This window comes from Acinetobacter sp. RIT698 (assembly GCF_009668065.1).
Classification (GTDB): domain Bacteria; phylum Pseudomonadota; class Gammaproteobacteria; order Pseudomonadales; family Moraxellaceae; genus Acinetobacter; species Acinetobacter guillouiae.
Map to the genome: position 1 here is coordinate 21,064 of NZ_WJYH01000030.1, position 15,140 is coordinate 36,203.

Here is a 15,140-nt window from a genome sequence, read left to right on the forward strand (position 1 = left end):
TTAAAGTGGCGTTGCTTGAAAGCCTAGTTTTGTTCTTTGTGTCAAAATCACACTTTGACCTTGTTGGAAGATTTCATCTAATTCTGGTTCAACCAAAATATAATGTGTCTGTCCAAATTGATCGATGACTTTGGCTTGTGCAGGGTAGTTTTGTTTTGCTTCACCTAAAATAATCTGAGCTGTACGCCCAATCAGTTCATCACTGTGAATCGCAGTGGTTTCATCTTTCGGTAAAATTTTTGCAACGAGTGCTGCACACACTCGAACAATCGGCATAGATAAAAAAAGACTGGCTGGCGCAATCAGCCAAATTGAAAAATAATTTCCAGTGAAATTGAAAAATATACTTTGCACAATAAAACCAAATAGCGCATAAACAGTCAGAAAAATGATCAACCAAACCAAGACGGGGACACGGCCAAGATAGAGCCAATCTAACAGCTGCACTAAAAGATTGTGATCTGTATGGATGTCTAGATCCGCATGATGGGTTTCTAACAGTTGATCTGGAATAAACTGGTCTAAGAAACCTTGAGAGGTTGAACCAATAATAAGGAGTAAACACTCCACAATACCCAATAAAAACATCAGGCACAGACTGACACTAAACAGTAAGTTGGATGAGTGTGTAAATAATTCCCACATATTGTTTTACTCAAAATTATTGTTGCGCATTTTTATAAATAAATTTTTAATTTGAACTGAATAATTAAATGATCATCAGTTAATTCAATTAATAAATTAAGTTTATCGGTTTTGTCGTAGTATTGCAACAAAATATTTTACGATATTAATTAAAATCAATATCTTATAATTTAATATATTCTTTTATATTTTGAAAATTGCTTGAAAAGTAATGCTTGCATTTTAGCCAACTATTCCTTATAACTGATTGAGTTTACAGAGGGAACTGAAGACAAAAAAATACGCAATGATTGGGGTGATCACTGCGTAGAACAACGAATCTGCTTTCACAGTTCGGTTAAGGAGAAATGTTATGAACTTTGGGGATTGTTCATAACTTAAGGTTGATAGTAGAGGTTCCCCTCTGTAAATTCATTGGTATTCACGTAAACAAGTGTTAAATCTCGTAAACATGATTAAAATGTGAACAACATCAACTAAAAACAATATGCTAATCAATGTTTTTAAACATATTATTTAAAATAAATAAATTTTGCGCTGCGTTTCCCCGATCAATCTTTTCTCTGCTTTTTAATGTAAACGAGACAGTTTTTATCAGCTATTTGAGTTAATTTTGCTATAGTTCAAAGCTTAAATTACAGCTTTCAAAAGTGCTGATTAGTCTATTGTATTGAACTCAACTTCCTATATTGCATCATGTTTGAGTATGCTGATTGAGAAGCAGAATTAAGATTTTAAAAATCGATACGCCCTAAACTGTGATTTAAAGCTAATTATTCACTTTTTAAGGAATTTATATTGTTATCGTAACTACTATTCGAAAAAGCAGGACAACAGTATTTTTTCTGAATTTTAATTCAAAAAATTATATTAAAGATTCCGTTCTCAATTTTAGTTCTGGTTTTGCTTGCAATCATGCCGTATTTTTTCATAATAGCCTTTCCTGTCTTGATTAGTTTTTTACCATGTCACCATTAGAAATATTCGCGGTTATTATCAGTATTATTGGTGTCACATTGACGATTAAGCGAAATATGTGGTGTTGGGTATTTAACTTCTTTGCCTTTGTTTTATATGCCTATTTATTCTTTGAATTCAAATTGTATGGTGAAACAATCTTACAAGTGTTCTTTATGGTGGTGAATTTTTATGGCTTTTATCACTGGCTAAAAGGCAAGCAGCAAGATCAAGAGATTCGAATAGAGCCCATTGCTCTACAAACAGTGATCCTGCAAATGATCATCGCTGCTGTTGGAGGGGGAGTATTTGGGTTATCGCTGCACTATTTTACCGATGCTGCTTTACCTATGTTAGATTCTCAATTGGCTGCATTTAGTTTACTGGCAACCTATTGGACCAGCCGGAAACATATTGCGACTTGGGTGCTTTGGGTTTTTGTTGATATCGTCTATGTGGGGATGTTTATGTATAAAGAATTATTCCTAACAGCTGCTTTATATGCGGCGTTTGTTGGACTGGCTGGATTTGGATGGTGGCAATGGCAACAGGTCAAAAAGAAACAATTGGCGAGCATGTATAAAGGAATTTAACATCCTTTAAGGGGCTGTCATGATTATTGATTTTGTTCAAATACAAAAACAAAAGTTTGAAGAACTTGTTGAAAAAATCATGGCCCAACCTGAGCAATATCTCGACTTTGATTCAGTCTCTGATTTTTACAAAGCCCAATGGTTAGATCAATTCCCAAAGGGCACAATTTGGAGCACTTCTGGTTTGGATGATGGTGCAGAAGAATTTTGTATTCAGATCAAATATAGAGAGTTGATTTTTAATATAGAAATCCAATCAACTTCTATCGGTTTAAAATTTAACAGTAAAAATATCAGAGTTTATAAAAAAATATAAAGCCAAGTTTTTTTGTTAAGCATTTGAAAAGATTATTTTATTTTAATCAAGCTTAAAACTGAATCCAAATGATTTTGGGATGGTGATAACAACGTGATTTGGGCATTGAATTTAAATGACAATATTGATGGTGTGCAGTTTAAAACAGTATGGACAATCAATACAGTGATTCAGGCTAGTCTAATTGGATTTTTCAAGTTTGAATTCGGCCTAAATTAATTTTCTAGAATGTTAAAATTTAAATTAAAAATACATTAGAGTAAATTAACAATAAAAACGATTAAGGCGACATATCTTATTTTAAAAGTGCTTGTATCCAGCTCTGCGTATATGTCCAAATAGGCTAAAGGTTGACGGATATCGCCAGTAAAATAAAAATAATTCAATTCGGCCAAAGCATGTAAGTGGAATCCCTTTGTTTATTGAAATATTAGGAAAAATTTAAAGTTAAAATTGATAAAATAAGCATGATAAAATGATTGTTATTTGGAAAATATTTACAAATAATATAAAGGATTAATATCCTAACCTTAAGGTTTATTTAGAATAAAAATCTATATTTTTGAAATACACTTACATAAAATTACTAGAGTGTTATATTTAAGTGATCAATACAGATAAATAAAACAACGTATAGAAATTCACAATTTTATGGAATAGTTATTATATGGAACAAAAACATAGAGCGGCGATACAGTCCTCAACGGAACACTTCACACATGACGTCATGATCATGAATTGGAGTAATCTTAAGAAGTGTAGCCTTGTGCTCCTCTTGGGAGGTATTGCTGTTTTATCGTGGATTGTCTGGTGGTTTTTTAGCAACAGTCAAGTTGAATTACAAGCTTGGATTAATCAAGATTTTTATCCAACCTATATGAAATTATTATCTTTAGCCGCACTGGGTTTTTTTGCACTTATTTTTATTATTCGTGCTTTAAGTAAAATTGCTATTTTTGAAATAATAATACCGTATATATCCGTCGCATATTTTGGTCTTATCTTTGTTTTTGGCGCACATTGCATCGGGATTTTTAGCCCAGCATCAAGTGCAGGTTATGTCAGCTTAGTCACGGTGGCACTGGTATTATTTGAACGAAAAGTAGTGTATCTAATCGTCATTCCAATCACTTGTTTTATGTTGATCAGTCTTGGATTAAGCCTGACGAATAAAATGACGTATGCACCAATTTTTAGTGAATATTTACAATCCATGTCGCTATATAAAAATACATTTTGGGTATTTTGCATGTTGTATTTTTATATTCCAATTTTTTTTGCAAGTCTGGTTTTATTCGAGGTTCTTTTAATTCAATGGCGCAAAAGAGAGCAAATGATCCAGCAAATTAGCGTTCTAGATCCACTTACAGGCATTTATAACCGAAGGAGGATTGGTGAGAATATTGATCTATTAAAACAGCAGCAAAGTTCTTTTGCGATCGTGTTATTAGATTTAGATTACTTTAAGAGTGTTAATGACCAGTATGGACACGATATTGGGGATGCAGTTTTAAAACAGGTTGCAAAAATTTTGACTGAAAATATTCGTGAACAGGATGTTGTTGGACGATTTGGGGGTGAAGAGTTTATTATTCTCATGAGCAATGGTGCATTAGAAAATGCGCTGAGACTTGCTGAGAGATGCCGTCAAGCAATTGAAAAAGAAGAAATACGATTAGATCATCAACAGACGCTCAAAGTGACGGCAAGTTTTGGTGTCGCAGTATCAACGAATCCTTTTTTATCAACAAAAGAAGAATTGATTCGTCAGGCTGATCAGGCCTTATATCTGGCAAAAAACAATGGGCGTAATCAGGTTTGTCATTTCTTTGAAGTAGAGCTTACCCATTCATTCGGATACAAACAACGCGGTTAAACCGTTTCAAATTTTTTGCGATAAACTACACTTGTCATAAGGGTGATTAGACAAAGCACAACAATATAGTACACAGCACCAATATCGCGATATAAACTTAGCCATTGGACCAATGGCAGGGTTAAGCCGCCTGCAATTGCGTATGCAACATTGTATGAGAATGAAATTCCTGAAAAGCGAATTGGAGCGGGAAACATCTTGACCAAGCTATAGGAAACCACACCGACTGTGCCAGAAAATAGTCCAAGCAACATGTACGATCCGAAGATCGTTGAATGAGCGGCATGACCTAAACTGTAATAAAAAAGCACTGCAGTGATGGCCACACTGAGCGATCCCAAACAAATCACACGCCCAGCACCAAAACGATCAGCGAGCAAACCTGCCAATATGCAACCCAACATTTGCATCAGAATTGCCATACTTTGCATCTGAAATGCATCCGCACGTTGAAAGTTAAATGTGGTGGTCAGTAAATTGGGGGTAGATAGGATAATTACTACAACACAACCAGTTAAAAACCAAGTGAACAGCATCCCAATGACAACAGCAGATTTATGGGATACCAAAACTTGCTTGATGGGTAAATCTTTTGAGAGTTCTTTACGCGCCTGCATCGCTTTAAATACTGGGGTTTCTTTAAGATAACTTCTTAGATATAAGGCAATTAATCCAAAAACCCCGCCGACTATAAATGGGAGACGCCAAGCCCAAGCATGGATTTCTGCTTCGCTAAACTTAAGTGAAATAAACAGCGACATCAAAGCGCCCAGTAAGATCCCCAGTGACAAACCTGCGGTAAGCAAACCATTGGCAAAACCAATTTTCTTTGTTGGTACATGCTCTGAAACAAATGTCCATGCTGCGGGAATTTCTCCACCAATCGCAATGCCTTGAACCACGCGCATCAACAACAGTAGCAGTGGAGCAGCTAAACCAATGTCTGCATAAGTTGGCATTAGACCGATAAACAAAGTAGGGAGTGCCATCAATAATATGGATAAACTAAACAGGCGTTTACGTCCTACGAGATCACCAAAATGCGCCATGATCACGCCACCTAAAGGACGGAAGAAATATCCTGCGGCAAAAATTCCGTAAGTATTCAGCATTGCCCAAAAAGGACTTAAAGAACTAGGGAAAAATAGTTCAGCAATGATTTTTGCGTAAAATACATAAATGACGAAATCATAAAATTCGAGCGCACCGCCCAGAGAAGACAATGCAAGCGTTCTTTTTGCTTCCTTATTGAGGCCCAATTTTTCGTCCATGATGATGCAATGCCTTAAAAGAGATATTGAATGTGAATGTAATCATTTTAATTGACTATTTTTTACTTAAAAAATCAATATTTATTTTTATGCATCCTACTTATTTTTATAGGTGATCGAGGCGGCTTAAAAATCATTTTTGCTTTAAAAGCATTGCGCTAAGCTAGATTCTAATAGATTTAAATATTGATCACTTACATGCGAATTAACCACGGGATAACACTCAGAATAATACCGCATACAGACATAATCATTGTATTTTCAATAAAATAAGGAAAAATCATCAAAGTGATGCCACAGATAAAAGGCATGTTCATTCGCTGTCTTTTTCCATAGATAAAATAGCCTAAGCCAATTGAGCTAAAGATCAAGCCTAAGAATAGGGGTGCTGTATTCATTATTTTCCACGATAGGCTGGACGTTTGTTATTTACACGATCATGATTAAAAATGGCTTAAAAGACAAGCTGTCATTTGGCTTGGGTAAATAGAAATTCATTTGTACATAACCTACATACTTTTGCACAATAATTGAATTGGAAACCGTATTTCAAATGCTAAACTCATCTTTATTCAATTTACATTTGATCAAGGTACAAGATAATGAGTGCCGTGTTACCTGTCGCCCAACGTGGTGAAGACGTTTTAAAATTAATCGCAGCGCCTGTGGCTGAAGCTGAGTTTTCAAGTACTTTGCTAAACGAATTATCCAAGGCCTTACAGGCCACCATGTTAGAGCGTAATGGTGTTGGGATCGCCGCACCACAAGTCTATGTTTCTAAACGGGTGATTATTATTGCTTCAAGAGCGAATCCACGCTATCCAGACGCACCTGAAATGGATGCAATCACAATGATTAATCCTGAAATCTTAGAGCAGTCTGAACAGACCATCTTGGGTGAGGAAGGGTGTTTAAGTGTGCCCAATGAAAGAGGGCAAGTGGCTCGTGCTGAAGCAGTTACTGTACAATTTTTCACGCTGACTGGCGAAAAGATTATCCAGCAATTTCATGGTTTTCCTGCACGCATTGTGCAACATGAAATCGACCATTTAAATGGGATACTGTTTGTTGAAAGACTTTAAACTGAGTAAGCTTGGCTAAAAATATATCTTGAATTTTATCTTTAATTTTAGCCAAGCTTTTCTACGTAGAATTGCTAATTGGATATTGTTAATTGGACTTCGCGCGCTGCAAAGCACCATTCCATAAGCTTAAATGATATTGTCTTTGGTCTGCGCTCATCTTCGGCTCAAAAGCACGATCTAATTGCCAAGATTCGGAAATTTCACTGAGATTATTAAAAACACCTGCCTTTAATCCTGCCAATGCAGCAGCACCCCAAGCGGTAGATTCCAAAAGTTTAGGGCGTAGCACAGGTACATTTAAAATATCTGCCTGAAATTGCATTAGCATATCATTTTGGCTTGCGCCACCATCCACACGTAATTGTTTTAAGGGTTGTGCAATATCCGATTGCATTGCAGTTAATACATCAGAAACTTGGAAGGCAATTGATTCTAAGGCAGCTCTGGCAATGTGTGATTTATTGGTTCCACGTGACATTCCACAGAGTAAAGCACGTGCCTCACTGTCCCAATGTGGCGCTCCCAAACCTGTAAAGGCTGGAACCAGAACGACACCATCAGTAGTGTCAGCTTGGCAAGCTAACTTTTCAACTTCAGCACTATTTTTGATAATTCCTAAACCATCTCTTAACCATTGCACAATCGCACCAGCCATAAATACACTGCCTTCTAAGGCATAATGGGATTGGTCTTGGCATTTCCACGCTAAGGTGGTGAGTAATTTATTTTTACTATATTGAATATCTGTTCCGGTATTGAACAGCATAAAACAGCCTGTCCCATAGGTATTTTTGGCTGTTCCAGCTTCAAAACATGATTGCCCAAAGAGTGCAGACTGTTGATCACCTAATACGCCACAAATTGGAATTTCCGCACCAAGAAGCCCTGTGGCGGTATTGGCAATATAACAATCAGATTGAATGATTTTAGGTAGAACACTCGCCGGGATATTAAATAATTCAATTAATTCCGCATCCCATTGCTGTGTTTTTAAATCCATCAACATGGTACGTGAAGCATTACTTGCCTCGATGACGTGCTCGGAACCTTGGGTTAAATTCCAAATCAACCAACTGTCGACTGTACCGAATGCGACATGATTTTGTTCAGCCAGTGCTCTTAAGCCTTGCACATTTTCCAATAACCAAACCAGTTTTCCAGCACTAAAATAAGGATCTATTCTTAATCCTGTTTTTTTATGAATTTTTTCAGATAAATTGTTTTGAACTAACTGATTGCACCAGTCTGTAGCGCGGCGGTCTTGCCAAACGATGGCAGGGGCAAGTGGTTTACCTGTTCGCTTATCCCAAACTACAGTGGTTTCACGTTGGTTGGTTAAACCAAGTGCTTTAATGTCTTTGGCCAATAGTCTTGCCGATGCGATTGCTTGCTGTACGACGGTGATTTGTGTGGTCCAAATCTCCATGGCATCTTGCTCAACCCAGCCCGAATGTGGGGTTTTAATTTGGGTTTCCCGTTGAGCAGAGGCATATACCTTTCCGTGCTCATCGAAGATAATTGCTCTGCTAGAGGTCGTTCCTTGATCAAGTGAGAGTAAATAGCTCATCTTTTTTATATTTGTCCCTTGAAAAATAGTGATAGTAGCGCAATTATAGAACTAGGCGCATCATTTGATATAAATGTAGTGAATTATCTGCTTAATTTGCAACAATTATGTTATGATGGCCGTGTTATCTGGGGATGTTATTGGCTTCGACGCCGATGATGAAGCTCATAGATGCATGCCGAGAGCGCATTTTCTCTCGTAAATCAAATTTGCATATTTTAGTCGCAAACGACGAATCTTACGCTCTAGCTGCCTAAGGGCAGCTTGTCCGCTTCACTGAATACTTGTGGTCAGTGGACCCGACTGTAGCGCACGCACACAAGTCCGTATAAAGTCAAGCCTCGGGGCTTTATACTAAACTTAGAGGATCGCGTTTTGTACCCTGTTCGTCGGGTCACTTAATGTTAAAATAATTGACGATATCTAAGCATGTAGTATTCTCGAGTGTAGTGTTGGCGGACGCGGGTTCAACTCCCGCCATCTCCACCAAATTTCTTGTTATAAATCAGCCACTTATATTAAGTGGCTTTTTTATTGCCACATTTTTGCCACACTTCCCACTTTTTGCGCCACATTCTTATAAATAAAAAAAAGGCACTTATTGAGTGCCTGTATTTAGTTTTGCCATCTCTATCCTGTTTTTATCACCATGAATCCATTTAGCGTAACGTTTTTTGACTATTATTCTTGAGAAATTCAATTTTTCCGCTGAGGATCATTTGAAAGCATGATGGCTTCAAACTATCTTACTAACTCAGTATTTTCTAAAAAATCCTGGTCTCGAATGTTTGCTAAAATTACGAAGAGATGTAAGCAATAATATAATTACAAGTACAATTTGAAAATCACGCACATTACAAATAAGGTATGATACGTAGCTATGACTTTCACTATTTTGAGTTGAGTATACTTGATGAAAAAAATATTAATGTTGCTGATCAGTCCTGTAATTGCTGGTTCTGTGTATAGTGCTGAAGATTGGTCGAAAAAACCTCAATCCTATGTATTTTTACAAAATGAAGAACCTCAATATGGGAATAACAATAGTGAACATGTTGATTTTTTTGAGTTGTCAAAGCAACAAGAGCAAGATCGTATCGCTCAACGTGAGGTAAATGTCGCAAAAATGTATGAAAGTCGGGCAAATACTTCTAATATGAGTCCATTTGAAAGATCTCAATATCTTCTGAAAAATAACGATACTTATGCTTTGAATGCACATGAAAATGAACAGCAGTTAAAATCATTGCAAAAGGCACGCAATAGAGGGGTAATTTCAGAGCGCGATTATCAACAGAAAATGATTAAGCAAAATCAGATGCCTTTAGAACAGAAAAATAATCAACTTAAATATTCAATCCCTGTAGGGGAGTGATGATGAATATCTTTAAGTGTGATTGGTGTTGAACGGGTTTTCTAATGAGTTATGCTTTTAAAGATTAATAATTGGAAAGCTGGTGTCACTTTTTATTTAGTCTCTACAAGTGAATAATAGTTGGGATCTTGTTGGGCAGAATCTAATTAAAAACTAAACCTTCTTTGGAGTGTTTGGTTTTTTAATTAATTATTAGTAACTTATATAAACTTTAAAGTAGATCAAGCTTAATAAAATTATGAATATATTTAAGTTGGCGCGTAGAATTTCACTTGTTGTAGCTGGCCTTGCAATTATTTATGCAATTTATTATGCGACAACGTATAAACCATACTTAATGGTTAGTTACTCCATTTCAGATCCATTATCTAAGCCGATAAAAATAAAAAATGAAGAATTATGTCCTGAAAAAGGTGAATATGTAAATTTTATCAGATCAACAAAGCTAGGTGCCCCTTATATAGTCTATATTTGCTTATTACCAATAGCGTTTGGAGAAGATCAGCAATTGTTGATTCCTTATAAGGTTGATAGTGACAATACGATATATGGGGCAGAAAACTTCAGTGCTGAAGTTCACAACTATAAAAAGAAAGTTGAGGACAGTTTTGTTTTATCTAAAACAGAAAATGCTTCTATTGAAAGAGATACTTCTCATTTGTATTGGAAAAATTGGATAAAAGTTCTTTTATTTCTAATTTTTAGCTTACTTGTATTCCGTAGACTCATATGGTTCATAGGGCTGATTGTTAGGCGAAAAATGGAAATTCCAAGTGGAATGGATAAAAAACCAATGTGTGATATTTAGATTAAATTTTACAAAAACATTTAACCAAGTGGTTTTTATTGGGCGTAATTTGTGAGAAATGAAAATTTGAATATTATAGAATTTAGCTATCACATAGGTAGTTTAGAAATGGAACATAGTGAATCTCAGTTATCATGATTTCTTCAATAGGCAGCTTAATCAAACGGCCCAACTTATTGGGGGCAGGTCATAAGATGCTTTTTGCTTGATTTTGCATAGCCCTCAGAGTAGTTTGCATAGCCCTCAGAGTAGGGGGCTACTTAAAATTTAGAGAAAGTGATGGTTCACTGGATGCTTACGGCTTTACTGAATTAAACCAATAATTATGCATGGCTTGTAAAAATTCTGGTTGTACAGAATATCCTGATGTATCACCAATAATTTCATCATAATCAAACTCATTAAACAATGGAAACACCCCAGCTTTCGCTATCTAACAATTCATCTCTATGATGTGAACTGTATTTATGTGCATTGATTACTTGATTCAATGAAATATCGTTATTATTTTACATTATTAATTTTCCTTAAATCACTGACAGCTCCTCACAAGGAATGTGCTGTCGGAAGATTGCAACTGAGTTAGAAGTATCCAAGTTGATTGTTGCTATGTGGATACAATTTCCAGTTGACCCTAAATCAGATATAAGCTCATTTGAAATTATAGGCTTTAGCTACGCTATCACTTCTTTTTATCACAACCGATCACTATGGCATCGGTGATGATGTTCTTTTTATCGGTGTAGAGGGTGATATTGCAAAAGTAATCGATAACAGTCCGATTTTCTGTATATCCAGTCTTCCGATATACAGGTTCGCTACCAACTGGCATTTGGCCAACCACGCCACCGCCACCGATTCCAACCATGGTCGTCTTTTGGCCAATATACTCAACACCTGTCTGCACGAAAACTTTTTCTGGTGTTACATGAGTTTGCACTCGATTCCACCCATAGAAGCCACCACTACCATACGACGATGGACCTAGACCATGATCAGGTTTGCCAAATATTTTAAATGCATTACTGGCTGGTTGCCCGACTAGTTTTTGTGCAGCCACTTCGACTTCATTGGGTTTGGTGGCCAAGGTGGCGCAAGCGCTGATACTAAGCACCATGAGGGTGACACAACTATATTTGAATAAAGGCATGGAAAAGACTCCTAAAATAATCAATGTCATACGTACAGAGCAGAGCGAGATATTAATTCATCATAATTTATTATTTGGTATATATTTCACACGATTATATCGCATAACTATTGATAGTCAAAAGCCCATTCTCACTAAAATAATTTGGTGTTAACTTTCCTCTGCTCATAGTCCATTGATGATCTTTTTAGAAGGCGCGATCCTCGTATTGAACGCTGTTTTGAATAAACTTTATTATATTGGGTTTGTTAGTCAATATATTGATTTAATTAGAAATATTTCATAAATATCAAGTTGTGATGAGCACGATCATCAGAATAAAAATAAGTAATGCCAATTCAAAATTTGAGTTTAGTGATGAATTATTTTAAGATTTAGAACGACTAAAAGTTAATTTATAAATGATAGATATTTCACAAAATAATTTACGGCATGGATGAAAAATTATGGCTAAATACAATAGACCGCAGATCATACAATTTTTTATATCGTTAATTTCTCTTACTCTATTTTCTTTAACGATGTCAGGTGTTGCGCATGCTGAGGGGAATTGTCCTCCGGGCTATTATCCTGTTGGTGGTCAAGGTGTACAAGGCTGTGCGCCTATTCCGAATTATGGAAGCAGTGGGGGATATTCAGCTCCAAGCTACCGGACACCAAGTACAGAAGGTTATGTAGCTACGGGTACAAATGGTGTAATCGGTGTGGCTACTGCAAAAATTTTCCGTGGAAAGTTAGAAGAGAAAGCATTACAAGCTTGCGAAAAAAAGGGTGGGACTGATTGCAGAATTTGGTTTACTTATGATGACAACCATTGTGCGACTATAGGGCAAGCTGAAGGAACAAATAGATTGTATAAAGCACGAACAACGGCGGGTGAAGTAAGCGATGTTGTTCCAATGTTAGTCCCAGGAAGTAGAAAAGCTTTAGGACGGAAAAAAGTTTTGGAGGCATGTCGTTATGATGGTTTCCCAGAGGCCCAATGCAAAATTATTTATGAAGATTGCCGTAGGCTTAATCTTCCATAAGCGTTTTATTTTGTGATTAAAATATGAAATACAAAGCTTGGGAATAAGGATTCGGCATCGAGCAAATATGATTTTTTGGGATATATAAAACCACTTTTGGGTGGTTTTTGTTTAATGGATGATTCTAGCTTGGTACTGGAAATACGTGCTATTTCGTATAAGCATCATTTTGTTAATGGAGGAAGTTTTGAGCTAGGGTGATCAAATTTTGTATAGTTTCTTTCTTATACTTTAATATCAATGTAATGGGCAGAGGACTCATGCTAGAAACATTAGAGTGGACTTTACCTGATTCTGTCTATGACCCATATGATTATGAATTAAATAAAGATACAGATTTTAAAAAATTGAATCCTGAGCAACAGGCTAATATTGTAGCTGATTATTTTGGATGAATTGAAGGATATAATCAGATTAATTTCAGTTTAGCTTGGCGAAATCATATAGCTGATAATTCACAGTATATAAGACAGGTAATGCAACCGATTATAAGTAATCCTTCAGGATATACACTGGTTTCTAATTCTACTCCGACTCCATTAATTCCTTTAATTTCTTTAATTTACTGAATTATCATCTCATGAAAAATATTAATTTATTAAGTGTTTTTTTTATATCAATAATATTAATTGGTTGTAAAGAGAAACGTGTAGCTGATTTCCAATATGAAATATTAGAAGATAAGAGCATTTGTTCATTAAAACCCCAAGAAATTTATGATTCTAATGAGTTTTCAATGTTTGACACATCATTTAAAAATGAAAGTGGAAGTTTCAATGATGAATTATCAAAGAAAATATATGCACAAAGTTTAGAAAATTTGTCTAATAAAGATAGTAAGTATATTTTTTGCTTTTCAAAAGATATGCTTATGTCAAATTATTTAGAGACTCAGATCCGTATTGAGTTAAAAAAAGGAAAATCCTTTAGACAATATGAATTTATAAATTACTTCTGTCTAAGTAAAAAAAATTCAATTATGAATTTCAATAGTCGGGATAAGAGTATACAAGAATGCCAATAATTCTGATTTTCGGAAAATTACCATAATACAGGTGACTTGAAATCTTACTTTCAACATCTATATCTTAGCCAAAGCAGTTCTAGAATTCGGCATGATGGAATAGTTTTATCGAATAAGTCTTAAGTTTTTAGAAATGGGCTTTGATCTGTTTATCTGCCGTTCTGCATCGTATTCTTTGCTGTTCTATAGGTAAACCAATGAGTTCATCATAAGCATTCATTACCTGTTCATCTGTAGGGTCAATCTGTTCACGGGAAACCTTACATTTGTTTTGATTTTTTAAAAACAAAGCACTTAAGCTTTTTCCGTAAGTTGAATTTTCATCTTTATCACAAAGACTACTAAGAGCAACTAAACGAGCAAATTTTAATTGTTGAACTTGGATTTGACATGATGATTTGGATTTTGGTAACTCAGCCCAAGTTCCACCACTAATTAAGAGGGTGAGAAGTAGGAATTTTTTCATTTTTTGATCCTTTATTTTGTTTATTCAATGATAGATTTTTTATTGGAAATAACAAGATTGAGCTAATAGGAAATTAGAAAACTAACTTTTATTTTTTATTGAATAGTTAGTAAATTTTTATCGGATTTATTTCATATAACTCATTTTCTGTTCTATATTTTATTTTCAAAATAACAAGGAATGGATAATGAAAAAATTAACAATAGCACTAGCAACTGGATTGATGAGTATGAGTGGGTGGAGTGCTTGTACTTATAATTTTGATGCGACACAAGCTCAAATATCTGCAGTTTTCTCAGGATTTCAGAAATTCCCCAGTATAGTTGGACAAAAGACATCATTTACAACAGCTGTCACTCCAGAGAACTCTCAACAGATGTATATTGCAGCAAATGGTAATGCAATTTCAGGTCAAAGTAATGGTAGTGCTGTTCCACAGAGTGGAATCTTCGCTTATGAATACAAGATTAAAGTGCCAACAACATTGCTTCCTAATAATGAACAGATATTTATGTATCCTAATTATGCTGATGCTTATTACGATAATGGAAAAGGTCAAATAGTAGCTCTATATGCAAATCATTTACTCGGTAGTACCACTCCAAATAAAGTCACAATTGGCGTGGGGAGTACTGTTGATGGTGCAACAGGTATGATTGAGCTGCCTTTGACAAGTACAACTGATGGATATCAAAAAATTGGTATATATGTAAACCAAGATACAAAGCAGGTTGGTGTCATTTATAATGGCGTTAATAAGGGTTATGTTTCAACAAATCCAAGTAAGATTAATAGCTTAGCTTTTACAAATGGAATGGCTTACTATGGAACAGATTCGACTTCACCTAATATTGGAAAGGTCCATTCAGTAGAACTTATTACTGATAAAAATCAATTCCAATTTACTTATCCAACAGGTACGAAAGACATTTGTGGAAATGTAATTTAAAATATTGTTGTAATGTAAAACTCTTCGATT

Annotated in this window: 16 protein-coding genes and 1 other RNA gene; 11 read left to right on the forward strand and 6 right to left on the reverse strand. The window is 35.4% G+C overall.

The window, feature by feature from the left end; translation table 11 throughout:
* Window positions 1–645: a YqiJ family protein gene (locus GJV03_RS13740; protein ID WP_004817527.1), complete on the reverse strand. Its 645-nt coding sequence runs from the start codon at window positions 643–645 to the stop codon at window positions 1–3.
* Window positions 646–1,610: 965 nt separating this feature from the next.
* On the opposite strand from GJV03_RS13740, the gene pnuC reads away from it, so the two are divergent.
* The 3 genes from pnuC (at window position 1,611) to GJV03_RS13755 (ending at window position 4,387) form a co-directional block, all read left to right on the forward strand.
* Window positions 1,611–2,195: a nicotinamide riboside transporter PnuC gene (pnuC, locus tag GJV03_RS13745; RefSeq protein ID WP_154130307.1), complete on the forward strand. Its 585-nt coding sequence runs from the start codon at window positions 1,611–1,613 to the stop codon at window positions 2,193–2,195.
* Between the two features lie 19 nt (window positions 2,196–2,214).
* The gene (locus GJV03_RS13750; RefSeq protein ID WP_154130308.1) at window positions 2,215–2,511 is read left to right on the forward strand and encodes a hypothetical protein; all 297 of its coding nucleotides are present in this window, start codon (window positions 2,215–2,217) and stop codon (window positions 2,509–2,511) included.
* A gap of 667 nt (window positions 2,512–3,178) precedes the next feature.
* Window positions 3,179–4,387: a GGDEF domain-containing protein gene (locus GJV03_RS13755; protein WP_004723630.1), complete on the forward strand. Its 1,209-nt coding sequence runs from the start codon at window positions 3,179–3,181 to the stop codon at window positions 4,385–4,387.
* Here GJV03_RS13755 and GJV03_RS13760 read toward each other — a convergent pair.
* The gene (locus tag GJV03_RS13760) at window positions 4,384–5,658 is read right to left on the reverse strand and encodes an MFS transporter (protein WP_154130309.1); all 1,275 of its coding nucleotides are present in this window, start codon (window positions 5,656–5,658) and stop codon (window positions 4,384–4,386) included. The genes GJV03_RS13755 and GJV03_RS13760 overlap by 4 nt on opposite strands.
* Before the next feature lie 194 nt (window positions 5,659–5,852).
* Complete coding sequence (locus GJV03_RS13765; protein WP_004723627.1) at window positions 5,853–6,056, reverse strand: hypothetical protein; 204 nt, start codon at window positions 6,054–6,056, stop codon at window positions 5,853–5,855.
* Window positions 6,057–6,260: 204 nt separating this feature from the next.
* Here GJV03_RS13765 and def point away from each other — a divergent pair, with 204 nt between their 5' ends.
* Window positions 6,261–6,740, forward strand: coding sequence for a peptide deformylase (gene def / locus GJV03_RS13770; RefSeq protein WP_154130310.1), 480 nt, complete (start codon window positions 6,261–6,263; stop codon window positions 6,738–6,740).
* A gap of 88 nt (window positions 6,741–6,828) precedes the next feature.
* Here the strand turns inward: def and glpK are convergent, their stop codons facing one another.
* The gene (gene glpK / locus GJV03_RS13775) at window positions 6,829–8,310 is read right to left on the reverse strand and encodes a glycerol kinase GlpK (RefSeq protein ID WP_154130311.1); all 1,482 of its coding nucleotides are present in this window, start codon (window positions 8,308–8,310) and stop codon (window positions 6,829–6,831) included.
* Between the two features lie 130 nt (window positions 8,311–8,440).
* On the opposite strand from glpK, the gene ssrA reads away from it, so the two are divergent.
* The 3 genes from ssrA to GJV03_RS13790 all read left to right on the forward strand — a co-directional run bounded on the left by ssrA (window position 8,441) and on the right by GJV03_RS13790 (window position 10,493).
* Window positions 8,441–8,799, forward strand: a transfer-messenger RNA (tmRNA) gene (gene ssrA / locus GJV03_RS13780).
* A gap of 424 nt (window positions 8,800–9,223) precedes the next feature.
* Window positions 9,224–9,685: a hypothetical protein gene (locus GJV03_RS13785; protein ID WP_105713440.1), complete on the forward strand. Its 462-nt coding sequence runs from the start codon at window positions 9,224–9,226 to the stop codon at window positions 9,683–9,685.
* A gap of 238 nt (window positions 9,686–9,923) precedes the next feature.
* Entirely contained in the window at window positions 9,924–10,493 is a 570-nt protein-coding gene (locus tag GJV03_RS13790; protein WP_105713441.1) for a hypothetical protein, read from the forward strand.
* A gap of 682 nt (window positions 10,494–11,175) precedes the next feature.
* On the opposite strand, the gene GJV03_RS13795 is transcribed toward GJV03_RS13790, so the two are convergent.
* On the reverse strand, window positions 11,176–11,643 hold the full coding sequence (locus tag GJV03_RS13795; RefSeq protein WP_004717787.1) for a hypothetical protein: 468 nt from the start codon (window positions 11,641–11,643) through the stop codon (window positions 11,176–11,178).
* 446 nt (window positions 11,644–12,089) lie between these two features.
* On the opposite strand from GJV03_RS13795, the gene GJV03_RS13800 reads away from it, so the two are divergent.
* The 3 genes from GJV03_RS13800 to GJV03_RS13805 all read left to right on the forward strand — a co-directional run bounded on the left by GJV03_RS13800 (window position 12,090) and on the right by GJV03_RS13805 (window position 13,695).
* Window positions 12,090–12,671, forward strand: coding sequence for a DUF4189 domain-containing protein (locus GJV03_RS13800; RefSeq protein ID WP_154130312.1), 582 nt, complete (start codon window positions 12,090–12,092; stop codon window positions 12,669–12,671).
* Between the two features lie 260 nt (window positions 12,672–12,931).
* Window positions 12,932–13,066, forward strand: coding sequence for a hypothetical protein (locus GJV03_RS21900; protein ID WP_289844907.1), 135 nt, complete (start codon window positions 12,932–12,934; stop codon window positions 13,064–13,066).
* A 185-nt stretch (window positions 13,067–13,251) separates the two neighbouring features.
* A complete protein-coding gene (locus GJV03_RS13805) occupies window positions 13,252–13,695 on the forward strand; it encodes a hypothetical protein (RefSeq protein ID WP_105713444.1) in 444 nt (147 codons plus the stop codon).
* Window positions 13,696–13,822: 127 nt separating this feature from the next.
* Here the strand turns inward: GJV03_RS13805 and GJV03_RS13810 are convergent, their stop codons facing one another.
* Window positions 13,823–14,161, reverse strand: coding sequence for a hypothetical protein (locus GJV03_RS13810; RefSeq protein WP_154130313.1), 339 nt, complete (start codon window positions 14,159–14,161; stop codon window positions 13,823–13,825).
* A 187-nt stretch (window positions 14,162–14,348) separates the two neighbouring features.
* On the opposite strand from GJV03_RS13810, the gene GJV03_RS13815 reads away from it, so the two are divergent.
* Window positions 14,349–15,110 carry a DUF4882 family protein gene (locus GJV03_RS13815; protein ID WP_105713445.1) on the forward strand — a complete coding sequence of 254 codons (762 nt, stop codon included), beginning with the start codon at window positions 14,349–14,351 and terminating at the stop codon, window positions 15,108–15,110.
* Window positions 15,111–15,140 lie beyond the last annotated feature (30 nt).

Coding starts and splice junctions, on each gene's coding strand:
- GJV03_RS13740 (WP_004817527.1), bottom strand. CDS start 645: ATGTGGGAATTATTTACACACTCATCCAACTTACTGTTTAGTGTCAGT.
- pnuC (WP_154130307.1), top strand. CDS start 1,611: ATGTCACCATTAGAAATATTCGCGGTTATTATCAGTATTATTGGTGTC.
- GJV03_RS13750 (WP_154130308.1), top strand. CDS start 2,215: ATGATTATTGATTTTGTTCAAATACAAAAACAAAAGTTTGAAGAACTT.
- GJV03_RS13755 (WP_004723630.1), top strand. CDS start 3,179: ATGGAACAAAAACATAGAGCGGCGATACAGTCCTCAACGGAACACTTC.
- GJV03_RS13760 (WP_154130309.1), bottom strand. CDS start 5,658: ATGGACGAAAAATTGGGCCTCAATAAGGAAGCAAAAAGAACGCTTGCA.
- GJV03_RS13765 (WP_004723627.1), bottom strand. CDS start 6,056: ATGAATACAGCACCCCTATTCTTAGGCTTGATCTTTAGCTCAATTGGC.
- def (WP_154130310.1), top strand. CDS start 6,261: ATGAGTGCCGTGTTACCTGTCGCCCAACGTGGTGAAGACGTTTTAAAA.
- glpK (WP_154130311.1), bottom strand. CDS start 8,310: ATGAGCTATTTACTCTCACTTGATCAAGGAACGACCTCTAGCAGAGCA.
- GJV03_RS13785 (WP_105713440.1), top strand. CDS start 9,224: ATGAAAAAAATATTAATGTTGCTGATCAGTCCTGTAATTGCTGGTTCT.
- GJV03_RS13790 (WP_105713441.1), top strand. CDS start 9,924: ATGAATATATTTAAGTTGGCGCGTAGAATTTCACTTGTTGTAGCTGGC.
- GJV03_RS13795 (WP_004717787.1), bottom strand. CDS start 11,643: ATGCCTTTATTCAAATATAGTTGTGTCACCCTCATGGTGCTTAGTATC.
- GJV03_RS13800 (WP_154130312.1), top strand. CDS start 12,090: ATGGCTAAATACAATAGACCGCAGATCATACAATTTTTTATATCGTTA.
- GJV03_RS21900 (WP_289844907.1), top strand. CDS start 12,932: ATGCTAGAAACATTAGAGTGGACTTTACCTGATTCTGTCTATGACCCA.
- GJV03_RS13805 (WP_105713444.1), top strand. CDS start 13,252: ATGAAAAATATTAATTTATTAAGTGTTTTTTTTATATCAATAATATTA.
- GJV03_RS13810 (WP_154130313.1), bottom strand. CDS start 14,161: ATGAAAAAATTCCTACTTCTCACCCTCTTAATTAGTGGTGGAACTTGG.
- GJV03_RS13815 (WP_105713445.1), top strand. CDS start 14,349: ATGAAAAAATTAACAATAGCACTAGCAACTGGATTGATGAGTATGAGT.